This is a genomic window from Synergistaceae bacterium (assembly GCA_031267575.1).
GTDB lineage: Bacteria > Synergistota > Synergistia > Synergistales > Aminobacteriaceae > JAIRYN01.
Map to the genome: position 1 here is coordinate 21,987 of JAIRYN010000073.1, position 25,874 is coordinate 47,860.

21 protein-coding genes are annotated in these 25,874 nt (G+C 53.3%); 11 read left to right on the top strand and 10 right to left on the bottom strand.

Annotation, left to right across the window (positions count from 1 at the left end):
- Window positions 1-249: 249 nt before the first annotated feature.
- From LBJ36_11800 to LBJ36_11810, 3 genes are all read left to right on the top strand, one after another.
- Window positions 250-1,242 carry a TRAP transporter substrate-binding protein gene (locus LBJ36_11800; GenBank protein ID MDR1379715.1) on the top strand — a complete coding sequence of 331 codons (993 nt, stop codon included), beginning with the start codon at window positions 250-252 and terminating at the stop codon, window positions 1,240-1,242.
- 179 nt (window positions 1,243-1,421) lie between these two features.
- Window positions 1,422-1,901: a TRAP transporter small permease subunit gene (locus LBJ36_11805; protein MDR1379716.1), complete on the top strand. Its 480-nt coding sequence runs from the start codon at window positions 1,422-1,424 to the stop codon at window positions 1,899-1,901.
- Window positions 1,901-3,184, top strand: coding sequence for a TRAP transporter large permease (locus tag LBJ36_11810; GenBank protein ID MDR1379717.1), 1,284 nt, complete (start codon window positions 1,901-1,903; stop codon window positions 3,182-3,184). Before LBJ36_11805 ends, LBJ36_11810 begins: the two co-directional genes overlap by 1 nt.
- A 227-nt stretch (window positions 3,185-3,411) precedes the next feature.
- Here the strand turns inward: LBJ36_11810 and LBJ36_11815 are convergent, their stop codons facing one another.
- A complete protein-coding gene (locus LBJ36_11815; GenBank protein ID MDR1379718.1) occupies window positions 3,412-4,587 on the bottom strand; it encodes an iron-containing alcohol dehydrogenase in 1,176 nt (391 codons plus the stop codon).
- Between the two features lie 280 nt (window positions 4,588-4,867).
- Between LBJ36_11815 and LBJ36_11820 the strand changes: the two genes are divergently transcribed.
- The 4 genes from LBJ36_11820 to LBJ36_11835 all read left to right on the top strand — a co-directional run bounded on the left by LBJ36_11820 (window position 4,868) and on the right by LBJ36_11835 (window position 11,111).
- Window positions 4,868-6,178, top strand: coding sequence for an MFS transporter (locus tag LBJ36_11820; GenBank protein MDR1379719.1), 1,311 nt, complete (start codon window positions 4,868-4,870; stop codon window positions 6,176-6,178).
- A 176-nt stretch (window positions 6,179-6,354) separates the two neighbouring features.
- Complete coding sequence (locus LBJ36_11825) at window positions 6,355-7,215, top strand: HD domain-containing protein (GenBank protein ID MDR1379720.1); 861 nt, start codon at window positions 6,355-6,357, stop codon at window positions 7,213-7,215.
- Window positions 7,216-7,231: 16 nt separating this feature from the next.
- On the top strand, window positions 7,232-8,284 hold the full coding sequence (locus LBJ36_11830) for a PQQ-binding-like beta-propeller repeat protein (protein ID MDR1379721.1): 1,053 nt from the start codon (window positions 7,232-7,234) through the stop codon (window positions 8,282-8,284).
- Between the two features lie 61 nt (window positions 8,285-8,345).
- Window positions 8,346-11,111, top strand: a complete 2,766-nt coding sequence (locus LBJ36_11835) for a response regulator (GenBank protein MDR1379722.1) — start codon at window positions 8,346-8,348, stop codon at window positions 11,109-11,111.
- A 55-nt stretch (window positions 11,112-11,166) separates the two neighbouring features.
- Here LBJ36_11835 and LBJ36_11840 read toward each other — a convergent pair whose 3' ends face one another.
- The 9 genes from LBJ36_11840 to LBJ36_11880 all read right to left on the bottom strand — a co-directional run bounded on the left by LBJ36_11840 (window position 11,167) and on the right by LBJ36_11880 (window position 21,755).
- Window positions 11,167-12,426 carry a Zn-dependent hydrolase gene (locus LBJ36_11840; GenBank protein MDR1379723.1) on the bottom strand — a complete coding sequence of 420 codons (1,260 nt, stop codon included), beginning with the start codon at window positions 12,424-12,426 and terminating at the stop codon, window positions 11,167-11,169.
- A gap of 40 nt (window positions 12,427-12,466) precedes the next feature.
- On the bottom strand, window positions 12,467-13,882 hold the full coding sequence (locus tag LBJ36_11845) for an amidohydrolase family protein (GenBank protein MDR1379724.1): 1,416 nt from the start codon (window positions 13,880-13,882) through the stop codon (window positions 12,467-12,469).
- Window positions 13,882-14,601 carry an ABC transporter ATP-binding protein gene (locus tag LBJ36_11850; protein MDR1379725.1) on the bottom strand — a complete coding sequence of 240 codons (720 nt, stop codon included), beginning with the start codon at window positions 14,599-14,601 and terminating at the stop codon, window positions 13,882-13,884. The genes LBJ36_11845 and LBJ36_11850 overlap by 1 nt, the downstream gene beginning before the upstream one ends.
- Window positions 14,591-15,376, bottom strand: a complete 786-nt coding sequence (locus LBJ36_11855) for an ABC transporter ATP-binding protein (protein ID MDR1379726.1) — start codon at window positions 15,374-15,376, stop codon at window positions 14,591-14,593. Before LBJ36_11855 ends, LBJ36_11850 begins: the two co-directional genes overlap by 11 nt.
- Complete coding sequence (locus LBJ36_11860) at window positions 15,373-16,395, bottom strand: branched-chain amino acid ABC transporter permease (GenBank protein ID MDR1379727.1); 1,023 nt, start codon at window positions 16,393-16,395, stop codon at window positions 15,373-15,375. The genes LBJ36_11855 and LBJ36_11860 overlap by 4 nt, the downstream gene beginning before the upstream one ends.
- Before the next feature lie 4 nt (window positions 16,396-16,399).
- On the bottom strand, window positions 16,400-17,260 hold the full coding sequence (locus tag LBJ36_11865; protein ID MDR1379728.1) for a branched-chain amino acid ABC transporter permease: 861 nt from the start codon (window positions 17,258-17,260) through the stop codon (window positions 16,400-16,402).
- A 108-nt stretch (window positions 17,261-17,368) separates the two neighbouring features.
- A complete protein-coding gene (locus LBJ36_11870) occupies window positions 17,369-18,565 on the bottom strand; it encodes an ABC transporter substrate-binding protein (GenBank protein ID MDR1379729.1) in 1,197 nt (398 codons plus the stop codon).
- A gap of 114 nt (window positions 18,566-18,679) precedes the next feature.
- Window positions 18,680-20,161 (bottom strand): amidohydrolase family protein, encoded by a 1,482-nt coding sequence (locus tag LBJ36_11875; GenBank protein MDR1379730.1) that lies wholly within the window; start codon window positions 20,159-20,161, stop codon window positions 18,680-18,682.
- 322 nt (window positions 20,162-20,483) lie between these two features.
- Window positions 20,484-21,755, bottom strand: a complete 1,272-nt coding sequence (locus LBJ36_11880) for a dicarboxylate/amino acid:cation symporter (GenBank protein MDR1379731.1) — start codon at window positions 21,753-21,755, stop codon at window positions 20,484-20,486.
- Between the two features lie 354 nt (window positions 21,756-22,109).
- Here LBJ36_11880 and LBJ36_11885 point away from each other — a divergent pair, with 354 nt between their 5' ends.
- The 4 genes from LBJ36_11885 to LBJ36_11900 are packed head-to-tail and all read left to right on the top strand — an operon-like array spanning window position 22,110 to window position 25,865.
- Window positions 22,110-22,892 (top strand): (S)-ureidoglycine aminohydrolase, encoded by a 783-nt coding sequence (locus tag LBJ36_11885; protein MDR1379732.1) that lies wholly within the window; start codon window positions 22,110-22,112, stop codon window positions 22,890-22,892.
- 20 nt (window positions 22,893-22,912) lie between these two features.
- The gene (locus LBJ36_11890; protein MDR1379733.1) at window positions 22,913-24,082 is read left to right on the top strand and encodes an FAD-binding oxidoreductase; all 1,170 of its coding nucleotides are present in this window, start codon (window positions 22,913-22,915) and stop codon (window positions 24,080-24,082) included.
- Window positions 24,083-24,877, top strand: a complete 795-nt coding sequence (locus LBJ36_11895; GenBank protein ID MDR1379734.1) for an electron transfer flavoprotein subunit beta/FixA family protein — start codon at window positions 24,083-24,085, stop codon at window positions 24,875-24,877. It begins immediately after the preceding gene.
- Window positions 24,870-25,865: an electron transfer flavoprotein subunit alpha/FixB family protein gene (locus tag LBJ36_11900; protein ID MDR1379735.1), complete on the top strand. Its 996-nt coding sequence runs from the start codon at window positions 24,870-24,872 to the stop codon at window positions 25,863-25,865. The genes LBJ36_11895 and LBJ36_11900 overlap by 8 nt, the downstream gene beginning before the upstream one ends.
- Window positions 25,866-25,874 lie beyond the last annotated feature (9 nt).

Genomic DNA, 25,874 nt, shown 5'->3' on the forward strand with positions numbered 1-25,874 from the left:
ATGTTAAACTTCTTCAATAACTTATTAACGTGAAATGCGGAGCGGAATACGACTGGGATACTGATGTGGCTGTAAATATTCTCAGAGTGGGGCATCCACTCTTAGGGGACATCCACTCTTAAAGGAGAAAACGTGAGACCGGTTTCAGTCGACTGTCTTTGTCGATCTTAGAATCCTACACTTTATTAGTGGTGGGAGTATGTCAAGTTCATTTGTATTCATCATATTTCATTGGGAGGGGTTGTTGTTATGAAAAAGTTCGTTTCACTATTTGCGATTTTGCTTGTTTTTGCCGCTAGCGCTTCGTTTGCTGCGCCCGTCAAACTTGTGGTCGCTCACAACCAGACCTCGCAGGAGAATCCGTACCAGTATGGGATGCTCAAGTTCAAGGAAGCCGCGGAGAGACTGTCAAACGGGGAATTTTCCGTTGATGTGCACGCTGGGACCATTGGCACCAATGAAGACGAACTTGTCGAGAAAATCCAGCTCAGCGCGGCGGATGTCGTTGTCGTGTCCCCCGGATTCATGACGAAAATCGGTATTCCCGAAGTGGACATGTTCTCACTCCTCTACCTCTTTAGCGGATTTACCCACTGGGAGAAGGTTGTCGATGGAGAGCCCGGCGCGGCGCTTGCCAAAATCATCAACGAAAAATCAAACAACACCTTCCGTATCTCCGCTTATTGGTCCGCGGGTGTGCGAAACTACTACGGTAAAAAGCCGATCGAGAAGGTCGACGATCTGAAGGGAATGAAGATCCGCACGCAGATGTCAGGGGTCGTCGCCGATTTCTGGAAGAAAACCGGCGCGATTCCCACACAAGTTGCCTGGGGTGAACTCTATCAAGCTCTCCAGCAAGGAATCGTGGATTCCGCGGAGAACGACTACACCAACTTCAGCCTTCTCGACCATCATAAGACCGCCAACGGTAAGTTCATCACGGAGACCGAACACGACTTCACCACTCGTGTGGTTTTGATGAACGGCAAAAAATGGGATTCCTACAGCGATCAGCAGAGGGCCTGGATCACGCAGGCGCTAGAAGAGGCCACAGCGGAAGAGCGCAAAGTGACCTACGAAGACCTAGGCAAATCCAAGGAACGCGTTTTGTCGGACGGCGCTAAAGTCAATACGATTGATAAGGCTCCTTTTATCGCCATCGCCATACCCATCCAGGACGAACTCGCCAAACGTCTTGGTATGGAATCCTTCCTAAAGTCAATAAGAGACCTGGCTCAATAACTAAAGTCAATAAGAGACCTAGCTCAATAACCTAGACTCCAGGGGTTGTTCCATTTATTTTATTACCCCTCCTTTCGCAAGGAGGGGTAATTTTGGACGTAGCAGCCTGGCATTGGTGAGCTCATAGCCTGTGCTTGAATAGCCTAGATGGCCTGTGTTTTATAGGAGGGGACTGTATTGTGAAGAAGTGCGTGAAGATTGTTGTGCGTTTACAAGAAGCGGCTGGCACGTTACTATTGGCCGTCTTTTTTGCCGCGATACTTGCCCAGATCATGGCGAGATATATGAAAATTCCGCTGCTCTGGACGGAAGAGCTGGCCAACTATTCGTTCATCTGGGCGGTCTTTATGGGTGCGTCCGTAATGGTCTATTATAAGGCGCATTTTTGTTTCACCTTTTTCAAGGATTACTTCAAGGGTCGAATGGCCGCAGTTTACGATATTTTCGTCTGCGCGATACTACTGACTTTCACAGTTCCCATGTTCCTCTACGGAGTTAATGTGACCTGGACGTTCTGGAACTACAACTGGATTACGTTGCCGTGGATCAGGATGGGGTACACGTGGCTCTGCCTGCCGATCATGGGATTCACGATGTCATTTTACATTATGGCGCTGATGCTCGAAGACTTACAAGTTGTGCTAAGGAGGAACGCCTGATGGAATGGTGGGTTTACGTCGCGCTATTTGTGTTGCTGATTTTTTTGGGAGTGCCAATCGCTTTTGTTATCGGGATCGTTTCCTTGCTGGGAGTGGCCGGCATTCCCTTCACGCCGAACATCACGGTGTTCATGAAAATGTTCAATGGTCTGAACTCGTTCGTCCTGCTGGCCATTCCGCTATTCGTGCTGGCCGCCAATCTGATGAACCACGGTAAGATCACGAAGATGCTGGTCGATTTATGCATCGCCGCTATGGGGAACATCCGCGGGGGACTGGCTCACGCGAACATTTTGGTGTCGATGATTTTTGCGGGCGTTTCTGGGTCAGCCCAAGCGGACACCGCGGGAATAGGGAACATGCTCATCCCTGCGATGATCGAGACGGGATACGACAAAGAAACATCGGTCGGTGTAACAGCCGCGTCTTCGACGATCGGGGTCATTATTCCGCCAAGCATTCCAATGGTCGTCTATTCGGGCCTGACCAACGCCTCCGTCGCGGCGCTCTTCATTAGCGGCATGGTCCCCGGCATTCTGATCGGGATCGTTATGATGGGGATCGTCGTCTGGAAGGGGCGAAGACTGAACTTCCCGATCTACGAGAAAGCGAATCGGAAGGAAGTCTGGCAGCTTTTCCGAAAATCGTTTCCAGCTCTGCTTGCTCCCATCATCATTGTCGGCGGTATCAGCACCGGTTGGTACACGCCCACGGAGGCGGCCGCCTTCGCTTCGATTTACTCTATGATCATCAGTTTGTTCGTTTACAAAACCCTCAGACTGAGGGACCTGCCCGAAATCCTTCGGGAGACGCTGAAGCTGAGTTCTCTGTCGCTCTTCGCTCTCGCCACGGCCAGCGCTTTGGGGGAGTTGCTGGGGTACTACAAGGTCGCAGACCACGTTGCGACTTTTTTTTCCCTCTACATCACGAGCGCGAACGTCTTCATGCTGATGGTGATCGCGTTTTTCCTCTTCCTTGGGACGTTCATGGACGCGATTCCCGCCATGATCCTCTTCACGCCCGTGTTGCTCCCTGTGGCGTCTAGCCTTGGAATATCGTCGATTCACCTGGGGCTCGTAACCGTCATCACGCTTGCCATCGGCCTAGTAACGCCGCCTTACGGCCTGTGTCTTCTGATCGCGAGTTCTATCGCCGACCTTTCGATTGAGCGTTCTCTTTGGGGCGTCCTACCCTACATTTCGTCATTGCTCATTATCCTCATTCTAGTGGCGCTTTTCCCGTCGATTGCCTTTTTCGTCCCGCGCTTACTTGGGTTGATGTGAGAAAAAATACTATTAAGGACGGTCTAGGGATACAGCCCCAGACCGTTAAGAAAGGATTTGAGCAAGGAGTGTTTTGGTTTGTTTCACGTCGGTGTGACGTGACATTGATAGTTTATCCCATTCGCCCCGAAACAAAAGGGAAAAATACTATAATTCGACTACATGGAATTACTAATACCATGAGAGTTGAACTGAGAGTTGAACGAGGTATGTCGGGCGCGTGTTTTTCAAAAATCCACCAGCTTCCCTGAGAATGTGCAGCTCAAGAGTTTTTCCATTTCCGCCGGCGTGATCGGCCTCGGGTTGGCGCCCGTGCAGGCATCCCCAACCGCCAGCTCGGCTATCGAAGACAGCTTCGATTTAAACTCGGCTTCCTGAATGCCAAACTCTTTGAGTGTCGCGGGGATTTCCAGAATCTTGTTCATTTTGTCGATTTTGTCGCAAAGCGCCTGTACCAGACCCGCCTCGCTCGTGGCGGACAGACCGACGAAGCGGGCAATGTCCGCGTAACGGCTTGCCGCGTTCACCGCGTTGTATTTGATCACGAAAGGAAGGTAAATCGCGTTGGCGCAACCATGTGGGATGTGCCCTGTGGAAAACGCGGCCCCCGTCTTGTGAGCCATGGAATGAGTGATCCCCAAAAGCGCGTTGGAAAATGCCATCCCCGCTAGACACTGCGCATAGTGCATCTGTTCTCTGGCGCTCATGTCTCCTTTCCACGAGGAGACCAGGTAGTCGAACACCATTTGGATCGCCTTCAAGGCCAGGGGATCGGTGAAGGGGGAATGACATACGGAAACATAGGCTTCAATCGCGTGAGTTAGAGCATCCATACCCGTGTGAGCCGTAAGTGTCGGCGGCATGGTCTCGGCGATCAGCGGATCAAGGATGGCCACGTCCGGCGTGATGTTGAAGTCGGCCAGAGGGTATTTGACCCCTTTGGAGTAGTCCGTTATGACGGAAAACGCCGTCACTTCCGTGGCCGTTCCTGAGGTGGAGGGAATCGCCGCGAATCTCGCTTTTTGGCGCAGCTCAGGAAAGCTGAAGGGCGTTATGAGCGACTCGAATGTCGTATTGGGGTACTCGTAAAAGGCCCACATGGCCTTGGCGGCGTCAATGGGAGATCCTCCACCGATAGACACGATCCAGTCCGGCTGAAACTCCCTCATGGCCTCGGCGCCCTTCATCACCGTTTCGACAGAGGGATCCGGCTCCACACCCTCGAAAAGCTGTGTCTCCATCCCCGCTTCTTTGAGGTAGGCGACGGTTTTGTCCAGAAAACCAAAGCGCTTCATGGATCCTCCGCCCACTACGATAATGGCCTTTTTCCCCTTCAGCGTCTTCAATACCTCCAGAGAATTTTTCCCATAGTAAACATCTCTCGGCAGCGTAAATCTCGGCATTTTAACTCCCCCTTATCTAGAGATCAAATTATTTTATATTATATTACTCCGGTATGGAAAAACGACGACGAAAAATTTCTACTGCTATATCTAAAAATTTCTACTGTCATATCTATGTTGAGTATACGGAAAGTTTTTCTCTTCACGGATCCCGATGCCATGCGATAATAGGAGATAGAGAAGTAGGAGATAGAGCAGTAGGAGATAAAGAAGAGTGAAACATCAAAACGGTTGTCGTTTTTTTTTCCTTGGCCGGCTAATACAACAAGAGGTGAGCCTTGTGCAAAATCGAAATCAATTCGCGCTCTTTCGTTCGCGTCGTTTTCTACCGCTTTTTCTGACACAGTTCTTAGGCGCTTTCAACGACAATTTTTTCAAAAGCGCTATGGTGATGCTGATTACCTATCGCCTGGCGGAGGAGGCCGGATATGACTCCCGCATTCTGGTCAACGTCGCGGGCGGTGTCTTCATCCTGCCCTTTTTCCTTTTTTCCGCCACGGCGGGACAATTAGCCGACAAGTACGAACGGTCGTTTCTAGTGCAGCTCATTAAAATCGCGGAGATCGTGGTCATGGCAGGAGCCGCTCTGGGTTTTTACCTTGAGAACGTCTACTGGCTGATGGTTGTTTTGTTTTTGATGGGGGCGCAGTCCACCTTTTTTGGACCACTCAAGTACAGCATCCTGCCTCAACATTTGAGCGAAGACGAATTGATCGCCGGCAACGGGTTGATTCAGATGGGGACATTCCTCTCCATCCTGACGGGCACAATTTTCGGTGGGCTTTCCATCTTACGTCAGGGGGGCATTTATTTGGTCAGCGTTTTGGTCGTCGGCATCGCCACGGTGGGCTGGTGGTCCAGCCGGCATATTCCCAGAACCCGTCCTGTCGCTCCCGATCTGAAACTCTCGGCTCACATCGCGAAAGACACCTACAAAATCGTGGCCGACGTCCTTCCTTACAAGGACATTTTCCTCTCTATTCTAGGAATTTCCTGGTTTTGGTTGGTCGGCACGACTTTTCTTTCGCAATTTCCCACTTACGCCAAGCTGGTCATTGGCGCGGACGAACAGGTCGCCACGCTGTTTTTAGCTGTTTTCTCCGTTGGGATCGGCCTTGGCTCCCTGGCTTGTAACGGGTTCCTGAAGGGTGAGGTATCGGGGCGTCACGTTCCCTGGGCCGCTGTGGCCATGTCTGTGGCCAGCGTCTTCCTGTATTTCGCGAGCCGGCGCCCTCCGCTGCTTCCTGAAACCCCTGAGGTAGGTCTTTTAGCGTTCCTAGCCTCCTGGCAAAACGCGGCGGTTCTGACGAGTCTCTTTGCTATCTCGTTTTCCGGAGGACTTTATATCGTGCCGCTTTACGCCATCATCCAAAGCCGTACAGACGAGGCTCGCATGGCGGGGGTCATCGCCTGCACAAACATCACGGACTCGTTCTTTATGGTGGTTTCCGCCGTGGGAACCAGCTTTTTACTGGCCGCGGGATTTTCCATCCCCCAGATTTTTCTTGTCATGGCCATTTTGACCATCTTTGCGGCTATTTTCATCCGCGCGGCTGTCCGCGGACAGTTGAGGAAACGAGGAGCTCTCTAAGCGGAAATTTTAAGTACAGCCAACCTATTCGTTCCGCTTCAATCTTCAAATTCAATCTTCAAATGCGCCTTCAAACGTGCTTAGTATATAATAACTTGGAAATATATCCTTTCTATATCTTATTATGTCTTATATTCTTCACAAATTAAAAGATTAAATATAAAGAGATGAGTGGCTTGTTTGTAGATCTTGAAAAAGTAAAAAAAGGTTTTGACCGGTATGTCCAATCTTTCGATTTGTCAGCTCCCATGATCCGGTTGAAGTACCAACACAGTTACGACGTCATGAAGATTGGCACGACGCTGATGGATGCCCTGGCCTGGCCGGAGGATCGAGCCCAGGTAGGAATCGCGGCCTGTCTTCTCCACGACACGGGACGTTTCAGCCAGTACCGGGACTTTGGAACCTATTATGATGGAGCCTCTACTGACCACGGAGAACGGGGATATCAAGAGCTGCGCGCGGCTTTTTCCGCTTTTTCCAATTTTTCCAAGGAAGGGCACTTCAAGGAAGGAGACTTCAAGGAAGAACACCTCGGCGACGGACTGGACCAGGAGGCCCAAATGGCGATCTTGGAGGCCGTGAGATGGCACAATAAAAAGGCGCTGCCCGATACTGGCGAGATAACGCCCCAAGTTATGCCCTTTTGCCAGCTTGCCCGGGACGCCGACAAACTAGATATTTTCGCCCTGGTATCGCGCCGGATAGACGAGGGAACGGTGCTAGAGCTGTTGCCTCGCCACAAGATCGACGCGCCTCTTTCCGCCGCGCTGCTCGACGAAGTGGAAGCGCAATGGAGCGGGTCGTACAAAAACGCCTCTTCCCTGTTGGATTTTTTGCTGATCCAATTAACCTGGTCTCTGGATGTCAACTTTGCCCCATCCTGGGAGATGCTGCAAAGCAGCGGCGTGCTTACGCGTATCCGGGACCGATTTCCCAAGAACGACGCCAGAGTTCAGACTTTGTTAGACCGGCTTTTTGTCCGCATGGAGGAGCGCCAAAAGACTGTCGCCGCCATGGCGACAGCATATTTCTGAGGAGGAGGTTTTTTTGATGAAACGAAGCTTATCGATTTTTTCCCTTTTGTTTATGACGATCATGGCGTTGACGATTTTCGTTACGCCGGGGTGGGCCTGGAGCGGAAAACTGGCCTGGACTTACGACACTCAATCCCCCATCTCCAGCTCCATCTCCGTGGCGGGGGGATTAGTCTTGGCGGGCGATAGCGCCGGCGCGCTTCACGCCATCTACGTGGCGTCGGGTCAGAGGGCTTGGGTCCACAACGGAACGAGCAGCATCGTGGGGCAGCCCACGGTATCGGGTGAGAGCGTGATTATCGCTCAGGCGGAGGGCACAATAACGGCGCTCTCCTTGTCCAACGGCAAGGTACTGTGGAGATACTCACCTCCCGACTACGCCTCGGAAACCCTGATGGACGGCGCGTCGGTGGGCGACGGCAAAGTCTTTTTCTCCAAAGGAGACGGCAAGATGACGGCGCTTTCCGAAGCGAACGGAAAACCACTCTGGACCTACGACACCGGGCAAGAGCTGCGCAACGCTCCTTATTTTTCCAATGGCTTCATTTTTCTGGGGGAACAGCGGGGCCTCTTCAGCGCGATAAATCCCGAAACGGGCAAGCGAGACTGGGGTGGGGGCGCGGGGGGCCCCATCAATACCCCAATGACCGAGGAGGGCAACGTGTACTTCTCCAGTTGGGACGGGTCCGTGCACTCCGTCAAGATCCAAGGAATCATCCCCCAGTGGAAGGCCAACGTGGGAGACCCCGTAACGACTCGACCCTGTGTCGAGGGTGACAAGGTTTTCGTGGGGACGGCCAAGGGTAAGGTCGTGGCGCTCTCAAAAGACAATGGCGGCATTCTTTGGACCTTCGAGACTGGAGGCGGCACGGTGGTAGGGACGCCCGTGGCGGCCGAGGGATTGGTCTTCGTCGGCGGCGGCCAAGGAACTCTTTTTGCCCTCGACGGGAACAGCGGCGCGGCGCGTTTCACCTTCTCCACCGGGGGCGGCATCAACGGGACTCCGGCTTTTGCTGGAGGTGTACTTTTCTTAGGTAGCGCTGACGGAAAGATCTACGCGATCAGATAACATGCGATCAGATAACATCTAACACCGCCCGGCCGGGGGCAGCCAGAGGGACTTGAGCGAAATGAAAACACTGTGTGCCTGGATACAGAAATACGTCTTTTTGGAAGACCTTCCTCTCGACGTGAGAATGATGAACGTGACTTGCTCGGTCGGCATGGTCGCCGCCCTAGTGGTCACGCTCATTCGCTTCGTGGTAGGCTTTCCTTTTTCGTTATTTCTCGTGATGTTGGGCATCGTGCTCGTTATCGGTTTTCTGCTGTACGCCTGCAATTCTTTCCCTTCAAGTACCCTGCCCACATGGATCACTTTGATCTTGTTAGGCGATGTCCTGTTCCCGGCGGCGTTTTTCTTTCTTGGCGGAGCGGATGGCGGAATGACGGCGTTTTTTGTGGTGAGCATCGTCGCCATCTTTCTGCTAGCCCGAGGCAAAAGCCGTGCCGTTCTTCTAACGGTCCACGTCGCCTTAGTCACCTCCTGCTATTACGTGGGCTATAAATTTCCGGACCTGGTCCTGGAACTAAGTCGCTGTCAACAGACTATCGACAACATTCAATCCTTCATTGTGGCCGGCTTTTTTATCGGTCTCGTGGTCATGTTCCAACACAAGATCTACCTGATGGAAAAGCAGAAGGCAGAAGCCGTCAGCAAAGAGCTTCTCAAACAAGACGAACTGCTCCGTGTGGTGAACGACGTGGCGGAGAAACTGCTCACGTCGGATGTGAAAGACTTTGGGGACGCTTTGCAAAAGAGCATGGAAATGATGGCCCGCTGCGTGAAGGTCCAGCAAGTTCATATCTGGCAAAATATCGAAAAAGATGATGTACTGCATTACATCCAGATGTGCGAATGGAGAGAAAGAGCTGGCTTGAATCAAAAATGGGAGCAAGCAGGGGAACAAGAATGGAAGCCCATGAAGTTCTCGTATCGCGACAGCCTTCCTGACTGGGAGAAGATCCTGTCCAGCGGGCAATGCGTCAATGGCTCGCTGCGTTCTTTTTCCCAGAGGGATCGAGAGCGACTGCTGCCCTATGGCATCTTGTCCGTTTTCGTCATCCCTGTGTTCTTGCAGGATCGTTTCTGGGGTTTCGTCAGCTTCGACGACCATCTCCAGGAGCGAGAATTTTCCAAGGATGAGGAAAGTATCTTGAGATCCGGAAGCCTTTTGATCGCTAATGCCCTGGTCCGTAACGATATGACGCAAAACCTGGTTCAAGTCAGGGAAGACGCCTTGTCCAGCGCGAGGGCGAAAAGCGAGTTTCTCGCGAACATGAGCCACGAAATTCGCACGCCTATGAACGCCATTATCGGTATGACCTCTATAGCCAAGTCTTCCTCTGAACTGGAGCGGAAAAACTACTGCTTGAACAGGATAGAGGAGGCCTCCACGCACCTTTTAGGAATTATCAACGATATTTTGGACATGTCGAAGATCGAGGAAAACAAACTGACTCTCTCGCCGGTGAGCTTCGACTTCGAGAAAATGCTCCAGAGGGTGGTGAACGTCAGTAACTTCCGTGTGGATGAAAAACACCAAGATCTCACCGTGCACATCGATGAAGATATTCCTCCCACGGTGATTGGCGACGACCAACGGCTGGCCCAGGTTATCGCCAACTTGCTCTCCAACGCCGTGAAGTTCACGCCCCCGCAGGGTTCCATCCGCTTAGGGGCGTATCTCACGCGAGAGGAGGAAGAAAAAGAAGAAGAAAAAGAGAAAGAAAAAGGGAAAGAGAAAAACGGGCTCTGCACCCTCCGAATCGAGGTGACCGACACAGGCATCGGCATCAGCAAGGAGCAACAATCACGTTTGTTTAATCCCTTCGAGCAGGCCGATAGCAACACGTCGCGAAAGTTCGGAGGTACTGGGCTCGGCCTCGCGATCTCCAAGCGGATCGTCGAGATGATGGGTGGAGAGATAGGTGTGAAATCGGAACTCGGCAAAGGGGCCACTTTCTCCTTCACTCTCCAAGTCCGGCGCGATGCGGAGAAACGCGACCTCTCGCTCCAGGGGAAAAAATGGGGCCCTATCCGTTTGCTGGCGGCGGATGACGCTCTGGAAACACGGGAGTGTTTCGCGGACATCGCGAGCCGCTTTGCCGTAGCCTGCGATTTAGCATCGGACGCCCAAGGTGCCCTCCGGCAGGTCGAAACGAACGGTCCTTACGACGTCTACTTCGTGGACTGGAATATGCCGGACATGAATGGATTGGAACTCTCGAAACGAATAGCGGAACAGGGTGCGGCGTCTTCGGTGGTGATGATGATCTCCGCCACGGACTGGGTCACGATAGAAGAAGAGGCCAAAGCCGTGGGCGTGAATAAATTTTTATCCAAGCCGCTTTTTCCGTCCGCCATTGCTGAGCGCATCGATGAATGTCTCGGAACGGACGCGGACAAACTCCATGATGAACCGGAGGATTTCAGTCAGGACGAAAGGGGCCTTTTTGCGGGATATTGCGCGTTGCTGGCCGAAGACATGGAGCTCAACCGGGAGATCGTGTTGTCGCTTCTGGAGCCTACCGGCCTCGTTATCGATTGCGCCAAAAACGGAACGGAGGCGGTACGGATGTTCTCCGCCGCCCCCGACCGGTACGACGTGATTTTCATGGACGTCCAAATGCCGGAGATAGACGGATACGAGGCCACTCAGCGCATCCGGGCTTCGAGTTTTCCTCGCGCGAAACAGGTACCCGTCATTGCTATGACCGCCAACGTCTTTCGGGAGGACATCGACCAATGCCTCAAAGCCGGCATGAACGACCACGTAGGCAAACCCCTGGATTTGAACGAAGTGTTGGACAAGCTGCGCCTATACCTGATAAGTTAGCTCTCTATAAGTTAGCTTAATCACGCCATCGCATACACGGGGTTCAGTTATTTGTCTAGCCTATCGGCGATTTATCCAAGTCTAGAACCGTTGTCAGCAGCACATCGCAGCCCTTCTGAATATCTTCCTCTTTGGAAAATTCCTCCGGTGAATGACTGACTCCGTTCACGCTGGGAATGAAGATCATGCCGCAGGGGAACGACCTCGCCAGCATCAAGGAATCATGAAACGCGCCGCTTGGCATGAGCGCACAAGAATACCCCGCGTCCTCCGCTGCTTTCGCGACGGCGCGCGTCACCCTCTCGTCCATAGGCGCGGGTGGAGTGAAAGCGACAATTTGGGAGACATAGTCCGTTCCGTTCGCCTTCGCGATTTCCGCTAGACGGCGCAAGAGTTCCTCATCGATCCGCTCGATCACCGAAGACTCCCCGTCCCGTATTTCTAAACTGAACACGCAACTTCCCGGAATGACGTTGACCGCGTTCGGGCGAACCGCGATCATGCCCACCGTGGCGACGGAATAGGCGCCGCCGCAAGCCGTGACGACTTCTGGAACCGACGCGATGAAACGCGCGCCCGTCAGCAGGGCGTCTTTCCGGTCGGACATCAGTGTACTGCCCGCGTGGTTTTTTTGTCCCATGATTGTCACTTCGCGGCGCTTGACCCCGGCAATGGCGGTCACTGCCCCGATGGAGACGCCGTTCCGAAAGAGTGAGGCGCCCTGTTCGATATGCAATTCCAAAGAGCAAAAAACAGACGCCTTGTCTCGGACGGCTTTCTCCAACCCGCTCCAATCGACGCCAAACGCCGCTAAAGCCTCGGCCCGAGTCACACCCGCCCCGTCGGCAACCGTCGGTGAGAAAACGTCGAGCGGCGCGCCACAAAAAGCGCTGCTGCCGATCATGCCACTGCCAAACCTCGCCCCTTCCTCATCCGCGAAAACGATGACCTCCAGAGGGTGGAGTAGCTTTTCGCCGGAGGACAGAAGCGTTTCCACGACCTCCAGCCCAGCGACACAGCCCAGCGCTCCGTCGTACTTTCCGCCGTCTGGGACCGTGTCCATATGAGAGCCGATCAAAATAGCCGGAAGGGGCTTCTGCCCCTCTAGCTCTTGCCCCTCTAGCCGGGCAATCATGTTGCCCGCCGCGTCGCAAGCGCATTCGAGTCCTAGCGCGCGGAAATAACTGGCGAACAGATTCCTTCCCTTTTGATCTTCTTCGGAAAAAGCGAGACGTGAATGAGAACCATCGCTCAGTTCCCCGCACCGATAGATTTCTTCGAGCCTTGCCACGACCCGCGCGCCATTCGTTTTCATGATATGCCCTCCCAAAGATGGTAAGTCCAAAGATGCTAAGTTATTTAAGAAGCAGGACGCCTCGTGTATCTCGCGCTCTGCCGTCCGCGTATACGATTTTCCCGTGTGAAATCGTCGTTTTGACTCTCCCTTGAAAGGAAAACCCCAAGTAAGGAGAATGGGGATTTTTATGCAAAAGATCTTTTGGGCGAAGGATCCACCGCTCCCTGGGGTCGAATATTGCCATATCGGCGTCGTTCCCGACCCTCAAAGAGCCCTTACGGGGATATAGACCGAAGAGCCGCGCCGGGTTTCGCGAGAGCAGACAGACTAGTTGTTCGATGGGCAATCCGCGCTTTTTTACCCCTTCGGTAAAAAGCGCGGGCAGCAGAGTCTGCACACCTTGCACTCCTCCCCAAGCGCTCATAAAATTGCCGCCATTGGGGGTTTCAGGGGGGTCAATGAGGTCGCTTTCGGCCGAATGGGCGCCCCCCTGAGCTTGAATAATTACATTTTTTTGAGACATCGTCGAGGGCGAATGATCCGACCCCACCAGCTCGACGGCGCCGTCGAACACTCTTTTCCACATTCCCTCCACGGCTTCCGGGCTCCGAACCGGCGGGGTACACTTCAACACAGGTCCCATTTTTTCGAGATCCTCTTCCGTGAAAAGCAAATAGTGCGGACAGGTTTCGACCGTCACGCGGACACCTTCGGTATGAGCGCGCGTCACGGCGTCCACAACTTCGGGAAGGGTCGCGTGACAGATATGAACACGCGCTCCAGTGGTCCGAGCCATCTCCAAAACGGCGTTGACCGCTAGGACCTCCGTCAAAGGGGAATGCGCGTCGAGAAAGGATCGTGTCGTCCCTTTTTTTCGCGCTTCTATTTCGCCCCAGGCGGTCAAAGCCTGATCCTCGCAGTGAACTCCGATCAGAAGCCCCAACCGGGCGGCTTCCTTCATCCCCTTATAGAGAACCTCCGACGTGGCGTAGGGAAAGTCGTCGCCGGCGAAACAGGTAAAGGCCTTGAACGCGATAGCCCCCGCCTGGGACATCGCCTCCATCTCGTCCACGTTGTCGTCGACGAGCCCGCCCCATAGGGCGTAATCTACCTTCGCCCGCAGTTTTCCCGCCTCTTTCTTCAATTCGAGAGCTTCGACGGAAATCGCCGCGGGGCGCCCCGATAACGGCATGTCGATGACAGTCGTCACGCCTCCCGCCGCCGCGGCCGCCGTACCGGAGGCCATGTCCTCCCGTTCGGGAAAACCGGGATCATTGAAATGCACGTGCGCGTCGACGACGCCCGGCAGGACGTAACATCCTTCCGCCTCCACGACTTCTTCTTCTCTACCTTCAGGAAGAGACGCCGCGATGGTCGCGATGGTCCCCTCCCGAATACCAACATCAGCCCTTACGACCCCGGAGGGTGTAACGAGCAGCCCGTTCCTGACCGTCATATCAAACTCATTCGGCATCAATCGACACTCCCTCCCAGGTAGGCGCGTTGAACACGCTCGTCGTCACGAAGCCGACTCGATTCTCCTTCGAGCGCCACCTTCCCCGTGACCAGGACGTAGGCGCGATGAGAAATTTTCAGCGCCATGCGGGAATTTTGCTCGACAAGAATGATGCTGACCTTTTCCTCGCGGTTGATGCTGACAATGGCTTTGGCGATTTCCTGTACGAAGATGGGCGCCACCCCCAGAGACGGTTCGTCGAGAAGCAGCAATCGGGGTTTAGCCATAAGCCCCCTTCCAATAACCAGCATCTGCTGCTCGCCGCCGCTCATGGTGCCCGCCGACTGGCCGATGCGTTCTTTAAGACGGGGAAAGCGTTCCAGAATTTTTTCTAGTGATTCTTTGATTCCGACTTTGTCTTTTCGGAGAAACGCGCCCATCATAAGGTTGTCTTTCACCGTCATCAGGGGAAAAACATGGCGGCCTTCGGGAACCATCACGATTCCCCGTGCCACGATCGCAACCGGGGGCAGTTTGCCGATCTCTTCCCCATCGAAAAAGATAGATCCGCTCTGTATCGGTTTGAGGCCCGTGATCGCGCGCAGGATCGACGTCTTTCCCGCCCCATTGGCGCCCACGAGCGTTATGATCTCTCCTTTGCCGAGCGAAACGGAAACGTCCTGAAGGGCTCTGACGTAATCATAAGCGACGTTTATTTTTCGAGCTTCAAGATACATCCAATTCCGCCTCCTCGTCTTCGCGCCCCAGGTAGGCTTCGATCACGGCTTCGTCGTTCTGTATCGCGGACGGGGTTCCCTCGGCTATCTTCTTCCCGAAATTCAAGACGACGATCCTGTCGCTGATGGTCATGACGGCTGACATGTCATGTTCCACGAGAATGACGGTCACTCCACGATCCCGAATACCCCGGACCATCTGAATGGCCCGTGCCGTTTCCTCGGAGTTCATACCCGCGAAGGGCTCGTCCAAAAGCAGTAATTTAGGCTGTGCCGCGAGGCCGATCGCGATACCCAAAGCTCGTAAATGCCCATGCGGCAAGCTTGACGCGGTCATGTGCCTCACCTCGGTCAGTCCCAGGTAATCCAAAATCTCCGAGGCGCTTGCACGGAACCGTGCCTCGTCCGCCCGCGCCGTCCGCGTCCCGAAGAAAAAGCCGGGAAGAGAAGCTCGGCCGCTCAAATGGTGAGCCACGACGACATTGTCCAGCACTGTCATGTCCTTGAAAATCGTCGTCTCCTGAAAGGTGCGGACAATGCCTTTGCGGGCCGCGATATGAGGCGACTGCGATGTGATGTCCTCTCCCTTGTAAAATATTTTCCCCGACGTGGCGGGCAAGAATGAGGAGATAAGCTTGAACAAGGTGCTTTTTCCCGCCCCGTTCGGTCCTATGACGCTCAAAATTTCTCCTTCGCTGACCTCGAAGGAAACGTCGTTAACGGCGGGCAAACCGCCAAAACGTTTCGTGAGGTTTTTGACCTCCATCAGCGTCATGGCCGCTCTTCCTCGATAGCAGGCTTGATAGCAGGCTTGGCGGCAGGCTCGACACTAGACCGCGAGAACGGCCATTTCAAGCTCAACAGCCCATTTGGAAGCCATAGCATCATACTGATCATGATCAGGGAGTAAATCAGAGGCTGATATTGATTCAGACCCTGGAGCATCTCGAAACTCAGGAAAAGCACAAACGTGCCCACCAGGGCTCCCCACACGCTGCCCAGGCCTCCCAGGAAACAATAGAGCAGAAAATAAGTCGAGTCCTGAAATGTAAACGTGGCCGGGTAAATACTTTGCTGCGTCGCGACGAAAAAGGCCCCTCCGGCCCCCGCGAACGCCGCGCATATGGCCAAAGCGATGACGCGCAACCAAGGAACGTTGACGCCGAACGACGACGCCAGGTCCTCGTTTTGTTGGAGAGAGCGAAACAACCAGCCCAAGCGGCTGTTCACGACTCTATAGAGAACCGCGAAACCCAGAATCGTCAGGAATGCTCCCAGATAATAGAAAGCGAAGTGTTTGTCAAGGGTGTTGAAGTCAGGAATGATCGTAAAGCCGGCCACTTTCAGCGCGCCTGGCAAGGGAAGGTTCAAAATTCCCCTCGAACCGTTCGTCAGCGAGGGGAAACTTTGCGCGGCGAGGCGGGCCGTCTCGGTCAGGCTGAGGGTGATCATTGAAAAGTAGACTCCCTTCAGGCGCAGCAACGGCAACCCGACCAAAATACTCACAACTACCGTGATGGCGCAAGCGCCAACTAGAGAAAGCCAAAAAGACACTCCCAACTTCGAGATCATGACGGCGGAGACGTAACCGCCCAGCAGGGCAAAACCGCCTTGCCCCATATTGATCCGCCCGATGTAGAACATCAGCCAAACGCCGGCGCTGATCAGGCTCAAAACGGACGACGTCGTCAAAATCCCCAACCGATACGGCTGATCGCGGAAAAGCCACGGAAGCAGCACGAGGTAAATCGCCAGGAAGAAAGCAACACCTATTGCCGTTTTCAATTTTTTCACGTCGTTACCCCACAGCTTTCCCCATCAGGCCATTGGGGCGCACGGCCAGAAAGACAATCAGCCCGGCGAAAATAATGAGGTAGGTCTCGCCTCCAGGGAAAAAATGGTAGCCGAGAGATTCGATCATGCCCAGAGCCAGCCCTCCGGCTATCGCTCCCGAGACAACCCCCGCGCCGCCGATCATGACCATGATGAACGTTTTTATGGAAATCCAATTTCCGAGACCGGAATTGACTCCCGATATAGGCACAAGCATGGCCCCGGCGATTCCGGCCAGCATGGCGGCCAAGGCCCAGCCCAGGATTGCGTAGCGCTCAGTGTCCACACCCATAAGGCAGGCCGTCTCAGCGTCCTGCGCCATTGCACGGAGCGCCCGGCCCGGACGAGTGTAGCGCATAAATAAAATGAAAACAGCGATAAAAAGAAAAGAAAGCCCGATAACGAGCAGACGCCCCTTGGGGAGGAATACACCTTCTATCTGATAAACCCCGCTTATCACAGCAGGAACACCGCGGTGCTTTTCCCCGAAGAAAATCAGGACGAGGCTTTCGACCATCGTCGCCGTCCCAGCGGACAAAAGCATCGTGCTTTCGTCTCTCACACTGCGGCGCATGACGGGCCTGAAGAGAAGCGTCTGAAACAGGTATCCGATCAAAGCCAGTGTCAAAGCGGAAGCCACCAGAGCGACGGGAAAAGGCAGCTTCATCCTGCCGTATACATAGTAAGTCACAAAACCACCCAACACATAAAGCTGCCCATGCGCGAAGTTGAGTACATTCATGAGAGAAAAGATCAACGTCAACCCCAAAGCGATAAGGGCATACTGCGCTCCCGTGTATAAGCCGTTGAAAAGAACCTGCCCCACCTACTGCACCCCCTTTTGTCGCGCCTGTGAAACGCGCCTCCGCCGGTCAAAGCGGGCCGCCAGGGGGAATAAATCGTAAAAACCCCCGGCGACAAATCGGCCGTTTTTCTATTCCGCGCTTCCTACGAATAGAGTCTTGAAATCGCCGTCCTCGTAGATATTCACGACCATCGGGACGGAAATCTGGCGCTTCTGCCCGAAATAAGGGACTCCGATGTAATTAAGGGGTCGCTCGTCTTTCAGGTAAGGGTTGGGCATGGAGAAAGTGTCCATCGCGGTCTTGAACTTCGCCACGTCGGTAATGGCCTCCGGGCCGGCCTGCTGCAGGGTGTTGAGGATTATTTCGAGGGCGTAGACCTTCGTTCCGGCCTCGTCGTTCCACTCTCCCGCCACTTTCTCGTAGCGCTTCATAAATTCTTCCATGTAAGCGCTACGTATGTCGGGAGTGCTCGCGCCTCCGACTGAGATGAAGCCGTTGGCCGCGTCTCCGGCGAGTTCTGATATGACTTTGGCGTCCTGCGCGTTTTCCGTGCTGATTATCCCTTCGAAGCCAAGTTCACGGGCCGCTTTGATCAAAAGCGGTGTGTCAGCCGGGGCTGGACCAGATAGAACCAGCAAACCCGGTTTTTTGGAAACGATGCCGGACATGACGGGAAAGAAGTCCGTCGTGCCAGGTTCGTAAGTATCCCTGTCGGAAAGAACCTCCAGACCAAGTTTCTTCGCGGCGTCAGCGCCTTCGTCTCTTTGGGTAAGGGATTCGGAGTCGTTGCGCGCCACGAAGGCGATCGACTTGATTCCCTTGTTGTCAATCAGATATTTATAGATGACGGGGCCCGCCTGGTAGGATGCGATCATGCCCAAAATGGAGTTCGACGCCGGAAGAGAGTAGAGTTCTTTTGGAAAAGCGTAAGGAATGCTTATAGCGCCGCCTTGCTCGATAACCGGAACGATGGCCAGAGCGGTCGGCGCGATATTGGGACCGATGATGTAATGAATTCCTTCCTCGTAAATCAGACGCTCCGCGCCGGAAACGGCGACCTTCGGGTCGTTGCGGTCGTCGATTGCCACGATTTGTATAGTGTACTTCTCTCCTCCGATCTCGAATCCGCCTTGCTCGTTGATCATTTCAGCGGAAGCCTCGACGCAATAGCGATTGACCAATCCCCAAGAGGCCGCCGGTCCGCTCATGACGCCTAAGACGCCGATCTTGAGAATCTTCTCAGCCGCCATAGCCCCCATTACGCTGGAAAAAACAAAGAACACAACGAAAGACAGCACCAAAAACTTTTTAAAACTACACTTCATTTCTCGTGCACCTGGCCTTTCAAAATAGGTTCCGTATTTCAGTCCCCAAATAATATCCCACCGCCGCGTTGCTTAAATTTATTTTTTGGTTCATTTCTTAATTTATTTCTTAATTCAATTTCTTAATTCAAGTCTGCCGTGACCGAACATCGGCATTTTTTCGGACTTCCCGCCATCGTCTCGAAAAACAAGTTCGCCGCGGACGAAGGTCATAACGGGCTGACCCTTCCCTTTCAATCCAGCAAAGGCCGAAATTTTGTTCAGATAAAACAAAGAATCGGGGGTAATTTCCCACTCGCGTTCAGGGTCGAGGACGACAATGTCCGCGTCGAAGCCAATTTCAATCGCTCCCTTGCGTCCGTAGAGCCCGAAAACGCGGGCCGGTTCCTCGGATAGACAGCGGGCGAGGAGTTCCGGGCTTAAGTGCCGCTTGTGGACAGCACTGTCGTAAAGAACCTGCATTGTCGTCTGAACGCCCGAAATGCCACCCCAGGGCGCGAACGCGCCTTCCTTTTCTTCTTTTTCTTTTTCCCAGGGCGCGCATTTTTCCCAGGACGCGCAGGGCGAGTGATCGGAGGCGACACACTGGAGGGTTCCGTCGGCGACGTAATCCCACAATCGCTCCATAGCGTCCCGCTCTCTCAGAGGAGGGGCGCATTTGAAAAACATTCCCTCGCGCCCGCACAGGAAATCGTCCTCCGAGAAGACGAGGTAGTGTGTGCAGGTCTCGGCCGAGAGGGGAAGGCCTTTCGCTCTCGCTTGGCGCACGCGTTCCGCCACCTCGGGGTGACTGATGTGGCAGATATGAGCCCTCGCGCCAGTTTCGCGAACCAGTTCGATCACGTTTTCCACGGCGATGATCTCCGCGGAGAGGGGGCGAGACCGGAGAAAATCAAGACGCCCCGCCCGCCCCTCTCTTTGCGCGCGCGCTTCTTCGTGTTTGACGATAGCGAAATCTTCCGCGTGGAAACCGACGAGAGCGCCAAGAGAGGCCGCTTTTCGCAACGTTTCCCTTATGGCCCCCATATCGAGAGAACGGTAATCACTCGATACTGGGCCGATAAAAATCTTGAAAGCAACAACGCCGGCGTTGTGAAGTTCTTCCATTTTATCTTTATCTTTATCTTTATCTTTTTTATCTTTGTCTTTATCTTTGTCTTTATCTTTATCTTTGTCTTTGTCCGGTTTGTCTTTATCCAGAACGTCATCGACGAGACCACCCCAAAAACCGTAGTTCACCAAAGCCTTCTCCCGGACGGCCGCGTGTTTGGCGTGAAAGAGCGGCACGCTCGTCAAGGCGGGGTCGTTTTGGAGCGGCATGTCGAGAACGGTCGTGACGCCTCCGGCCGCCGCCGCCAGAGTTCCGTGCTCGAAATCCTCGCGCCACAGATATCCCGGATCGTTAAAATGGACATGAACATCAATGGCTCCAGGAAAAACGAGTTTACCGGAGATATTTTCCGTCTGACGCGCTTCCCATACAATATCCCTTTGGGTTATCGCGGAGATTTTTCCCCCTTCCGTGTAGACATTTCCCTCAAAAAGCCCCTCAGACGTGACGATAGTTCCGTTTCTTAAAAGCAAATCAAAAATCATTTGCTACCTCCCGGCGTTAGAGTACAGGAAGAAAGTTTGTGAGAAAACCCAATAAAATTGTAAGAAAAAGCATCAGAAAAAATCCTAAAGAAAAATCAAACTTCTTGCAACTTCTTGCAAAACTGAACCTAAGCTCTTTAATAATTCAGTATAGTATACCTTAAATAGGAATCATTATAAAAAATATCCAAAACACAAGTTACCTATTTGTATATATTGCACAAGGCTCAAAAAATCAAATTCCCCCGTTTTGTGATGGGGGGAATCTGAACGGCTTATTCGCGTCGCCGGAAGCGAAATACCCTTGTTGCACTTTCGCCTGTCAGGCTTTTTTGTAGGACAACACGTTCGGGTCGAATGCTTTTTTCCCGTTGTAAATGTCTCGGTCAAATTCCCCTTCCGATTGCGCGACGATCATCGCGACCATGACGTCGTCAATGGAATTTCCAATGGTGCGAATGGGGGCCAAGAAGAAGTCGGCGGCCGAGATGATGACCATCCCTTCTACCGGCAGCCCAACCGCGGCCAACACTACAGCCAGCATGACCAAACCGCCTCCGGGAACCGATACTGCAGCGAAACTGAACGCCGTGGAGAACACGATCAACGTCACAAGCTGAGATCCCGTCATGCTCAAACCAAACACTTGAGCGATGGTGACACACGACAGACAGAAAAAGCACACAGCTCCGTCGCTGTTCATGGACATTCCCATCGGCGCGACCAAGCGGTTGACTCTCGGACTAATACCAATCAACTTCTCGCCATCTTCCATTTTAGTCGGTAAGGTGACGGCGGAAGACGTTGACACGAAAGCGATCAGTGTCATACGAGCAATTTTGGGAAAAAACTTGAAGGGATTGACCTTGCAATAGCTACACGCGAAGACGATAAAGAACAGCATCACGGCACACATGGCGATGTAATTGGCGATGATCAGTTTCGCTAGCGTCAACAATACCTGGGTTCCGATAACGCCCACCGCGTAGCTGATGAAGGAAAAAATAGCGAGGGGTAATCCCTGAATGATGATGAAAATGAACTGCATGACGACTTTGTTGACGTGTTTGATGCCGTTCAAAACCGGGTTGCTTTCGTTCTTCGAGCCATAAATGCTCAACGTAATGCCAAAGAGAATCGCGATGATGACGCACTGCAGATTATTGCCGCCCGCCATTGAGGCAAAAATGTTGCTGGAAACGTAACCCAGCAATTGTTGGGAAAAATTGGCGGGCGTCGGCACAGTTATCGTTTGCAAGTCAAATACTCCCTCGATCTGCAATCCTACACCAGGCTGCATGACAAACCCCGCAGCCAGCCCAGCCAGCCCGGCCATCGCCGTCGTAAGGGCGAACAACACGATCGTCTTCAATCCCAGTCTGCCCAATTCCTTGGGGTTGAGAGTTCCAACCGCCTCGATGACGGCGGTCATGATCAACAGAATGATCGGCATCTGCATTAACTGAAGGAATAGATCCCCGACCACCTTGAAGTTCGCCATCTTTTCGCCGAAAACAATTCCGCAGACCAATCCCGCGACAGCAGCTATACAAATCCCCAACATCAAGCTGTACCTGAACTTTCCCTTACCCAAAATAAACCCTCCTTAATTTAAAAAATGTCTCCGCGCGTGAAATAACGCATGAGCCGAAACGCAACACTTTAGTTTCTACGCGAAAGTTCAAGTAAGTTAAAAAAGGATTCATCTAAAAACGACGTGGCCGAGTTCTCTCAGCGATTTCTAATTCATCTTCATCTTCTTCATCTATTTCTAATTTATCAGTATAATGCGCCTCAAAAAAATAATCATTGTGATAAGTAAACAAATAAAAATTTTTTTATAGTAAAGTATTCCTAATGCTTTCAATCGCACTTCTTTTTATACTCCATAAAGTCCCAAAAGTATAGTTGCCCATAGCGGCAATATTTTTCACAGGAGGCGATTTTTGTGGGGTATCCCAAGGGAAATCTGGTTAGTCGCGCTATCGTGAAGCCGGGTATTTACACTGTCATTCCACCAGAAGGAAGGGTCTTCAACGTTATTCCCAACTTCGAGGGATTTTCAACGACCATCCTCGCATCCCCGAAATACGGCGCCAGCTTTGTGTTCTACGTCTCCAGCCTGGCGCCGGGAGCTAAAACCAACAAAACCTGGTGCAAAGAAGAGGGAATCGAGAGCTTCGTCTACTTTATGGACGAGGAAAAACCCGGTGACGGAAAACTTACTGTTCGCATCGGCGACGAGGAAAAAACGCTTTCTCAGGGTGGCTACGCCTATGCCCCGGCGGGGGTCGGCATGGATCTTTCCAGCACGTCTTCCGGCAAGATACGGATTCTGTTTTACAAACAGCGTTATCTTCCTCTTGCCGGACACGAGGCGCGTACTGTGTGGGGCAACGTCAACGAGATACAGGAAAGAATTTACGACGATATGGCGAACGTTTTCATCCAGGACTTGCTACCTATGGACCTGGGCTTCGACATGAACTTCCACATTTTGAGCTTTGAGCCGGCGGGGTGTCACCCCTTTATCGAGACTCACGTCCAGGAGCACGGGGCATACATCCTTTCCGGGCAGGGCGTCTACATGCTGGAAGAAGATTACGTTCAAGTGCAGAAGGAAGATTTCATATGGTTCGGACCCTTTGCCAAACAAGCCGTCTACGCGACGGGGCGTGAGCGTTTGAGCTACATCTACTCCAAGGATTTCAACAGAGACGTAGAGCTTTAGAGAACCGGAGGATGGGGATTATGAAAAAACTTCGCGTGGGCATTATCGGCGGAGGAATATCGGGAACGGCCCTTGGGTACCACTTGAGCCTCTATGGAGCCGCAGAGGTCGTTCTGTTTGAGAAAAACGCCATTGGTTGCGGAACAACGTCCAAGTCGGCTGGCACGGTTTGTCTTTTCGACGACTCGCTGCGCAACCGCTATTGGGATGTGCGTCTTTACGGGTTCGAGAGCTATCTAAAAATGGAGCGTGAGGAAAAGGGTTCCAGCGGGTTCGATAAGACGGGGACCTTAGTAGTCGCCACCTCCGAAGAGGTCGAGGCCACTATTCAGACGGGCATCGCCCTGACGAAGGCAGCGGGCTACGAAGGCGAGTATATCACGGACAAAGCTCGTATCAAAGAAATACTGCCTCTCATTGACGTCGAAAACATTTTGGGCGCTGGGTACACGCGGGACGACGGTTATTTTGACGGCACCATGATCTCCAATACCTACGCCAAAAAAATGCAGAAAAACGGCGGAGTCATCCACACCATGACGCCGGTCGTGGAGATCGTCGTGTCCGGCGATAAGGCGACGGGCGTGAAAACCGCCGACGGAACGACGCATTCGTTCGACTGCATTGTGGACTGCACCGGGCCTTGGAGCCGATTCACCGGGAAAATGGCTGGGCTGGACGTTCCCATTTGGCACACCAAAGCGGAGGCCTTCTTTCTCAGCCCTCCAGGGAAAAAACTGGATTTCGTTTTCCCGGTTCTCAAATACCCCGCGTTTTACGCCCTTCGGGCCGGGGACAACGTGTTTATCTGCAAATCCCACCTGTCAATGGATCTGGATAACCCCATGCACGCGGGCCAGTGGGATCCCGACAAGCTGCCGGCCACGGGAGGCACGGACGATTACTTTATCGAATTCCTTTTTGAGCAGATGCAAGTATGCGTGCCCGGCCTCGTGCAAAGCGGGCTCGTTTCCTCTTGGTTGTCCTATAGGGCCGAACCGCGGGATTTTCTGCCGCTTCTGGGAGAAACACCGCTCAATGGGTACATTGTAGCCACGGGCTACGGTGGCAATGGCATTATCGAGGCTCCGGCGGCGAGCCGCGATTTGGCGAAATATATTATGAGGGGAGAAAGCACGCCACTGCTGGAAGATTGGGCGTTCAAACGCCTTTGGGGCAAGGAAAGCTAAATGAACATTGCCGTCTGCGTGAAACAGGTTCCGGTTTCCAACAACGTTTCCGTTGATCCCGTCACTCACTCCCTGGTGCGAGAGAGCGCGGAAAGTATGCTCAACCCGGCGGACGCGAACGCTCTAGAGGAGGCCATCGCGCTGAAAGAACGGCACTGCGGAAAGGTGGTCGCGTTCACGATGGGGCCCCCCTCCGCGGAGAAGGTTTTGCGGACGGCCCTGGCGATGGGGGCGGATGATACCGTTTTGATCACGGATCGGGCTTTTGCGGGCGCGGATACTGTGGCGACCGCGAGGGTTCTCGCGGAGAGCTTACGGCGCTATGGCGCGTTCGATCTGATTATGACCGGATCGGAGTCCTCCGACGGCGCGACGGGGCAGATTGGGCCGATGCTTGCGGAGTATCTGGCGTTGCCACACCTCACGGAGGTACGGAAGATCGAAGCCGTAGAAGATGGGCGCCTGCGGAGCCTGAAAAGGTTCAAAAACGGTCTCCTGCGCGCCGCTGTGACGCTACCTGCTGTATTGACAGTTTCCTTCGGCTGCAACGAACCGAGACTACCTACGTTTATGTCGCAGATAAGCGCGAACAAAAAAAGCGTTCCTACGTGCACGAACAAGGAGTTAGGCCTGTCGTCAGGCGATGTGGGGCTAGCGGGGTCACCCACGGAGGTCATTGATACCTTCGAGGCGGAGAAGAAAAAGAACGCGGAGTTTCTTTCGGGAACCGCAAAAGAGATCGCGGAAAAGATATTGGCGCTGATTGAAAAGAAGAGAGGAACAGATAATGGCTGAGGGACGCGGAGGAATATGCGTTTTTGCCGATGTTTTCGAGAGCGGGGGAGGGGTCGAGCCTGTTTTCAGTGAGCTTCTCTCAGCTGCGCGCCGTATTGCGGAGACGACTGGGGAACCAGTTCAGGCTCTTCTTGTCGCTGAAGACATTGCCGGTCCTCTTGAAGAACTGAAAAACATGGACATCGACCAGATTTACGCCGCGGAAACTCGCGGGGTTTCAGAACTTGGCGATGATGCTCGGAGCGCGGTGGTCGCCGAAATGCTGAGGCGTGTCTCGCCGAGCTGTGTTCTTATCCCCGCGAACGACGCTGGGCGTTCTCTCTTTCCGCGGGTGGCCGTGAAGTTGAACACCGGTCTGACCGCGGATTGCACGGAATTGATCGCGGAGCGGCGGGGAAGCGGTTTTTTTATCCGGCAGAACAAACCTTCTTTCGGCGACAACGTGCTGGTGAGCATTGTTCACCGTGAAGGATACCTTCCGCAATTGATGACCGTTCGGGAAGGGGTTTATAAGCCGCACGGGGAGGCCCAGAAGAAAAAACCCGAAGTGCGAGTTTTTGAAGATATTCACACGCCGGAATCCGCTATTTCCCTGCTGGAAGTTTTGCCTCGTGACGATACTGGAGACGATATTCTCGGCGCGGATTTGGTGGTCGTCGCGGGTCGAGGCGCTCTGCAAGACGACGGGCTCCCCCCGCTCCGAGAGCTTGTGAAAAAAATCGGCGGGGCTTTGGGCGCTACGCGTCCTCTCGCGGACGAGGGTCTTATTCCTTTCGAGCATCAGATTGGCCAAACCGGCCGCACCATCAGACCGGAAATTTGTCTTTCTTTTGGCGTATCGGGAGCGATACAGCATACTGAGGGCATCAAAGACACGAAACTTTTCATCGCCATCAACAACGACCCGAACGCGCCGATCTTCCATACGGCTGACTATGGCGTGATGGCGGATATGAATGACATTGTACGTGCGCTCCTCGCATTATAAAGCAGGAGC

Excerpts from the sequence above, each read along its gene's own strand:
- LBJ36_11800 (MDR1379715.1), top strand. The coding sequence starts at position 250 with ATGAAAAAGTTCGTTTCACTATTTGCGATTTTGCTTGTTTTTGCCGCT.
- LBJ36_11810 (MDR1379717.1), top strand. The coding sequence starts at position 1,901 with ATGGAATGGTGGGTTTACGTCGCGCTATTTGTGTTGCTGATTTTTTTG.
- LBJ36_11815 (MDR1379718.1), bottom strand. The coding sequence starts at position 4,587 with ATGCCGAGATTTACGCTGCCGAGAGATGTTTACTATGGGAAAAATTCT.
- LBJ36_11830 (MDR1379721.1), top strand. The coding sequence starts at position 7,232 with ATGAAACGAAGCTTATCGATTTTTTCCCTTTTGTTTATGACGATCATG.
- LBJ36_11835 (MDR1379722.1), top strand. The coding sequence starts at position 8,346 with ATGAAAACACTGTGTGCCTGGATACAGAAATACGTCTTTTTGGAAGAC.
- LBJ36_11840 (MDR1379723.1), bottom strand. The coding sequence starts at position 12,426 with ATGAAAACGAATGGCGCGCGGGTCGTGGCAAGGCTCGAAGAAATCTAT.
- LBJ36_11845 (MDR1379724.1), bottom strand. The coding sequence starts at position 13,882 with ATGCCGAATGAGTTTGATATGACGGTCAGGAACGGGCTGCTCGTTACA.
- LBJ36_11850 (MDR1379725.1), bottom strand. The coding sequence starts at position 14,601 with ATGTATCTTGAAGCTCGAAAAATAAACGTCGCTTATGATTACGTCAGA.
- LBJ36_11855 (MDR1379726.1), bottom strand. The coding sequence starts at position 15,376 with ATGACGCTGATGGAGGTCAAAAACCTCACGAAACGTTTTGGCGGTTTG.
- LBJ36_11870 (MDR1379729.1), bottom strand. The coding sequence starts at position 18,565 with ATGAAGTGTAGTTTTAAAAAGTTTTTGGTGCTGTCTTTCGTTGTGTTC.
- LBJ36_11875 (MDR1379730.1), bottom strand. The coding sequence starts at position 20,161 with ATGATTTTTGATTTGCTTTTAAGAAACGGAACTATCGTCACGTCTGAG.
- LBJ36_11890 (MDR1379733.1), top strand. The coding sequence starts at position 22,913 with ATGAAAAAACTTCGCGTGGGCATTATCGGCGGAGGAATATCGGGAACG.
- LBJ36_11895 (MDR1379734.1), top strand. The coding sequence starts at position 24,083 with ATGAACATTGCCGTCTGCGTGAAACAGGTTCCGGTTTCCAACAACGTT.
- LBJ36_11900 (MDR1379735.1), top strand. The coding sequence starts at position 24,870 with ATGGCTGAGGGACGCGGAGGAATATGCGTTTTTGCCGATGTTTTCGAG.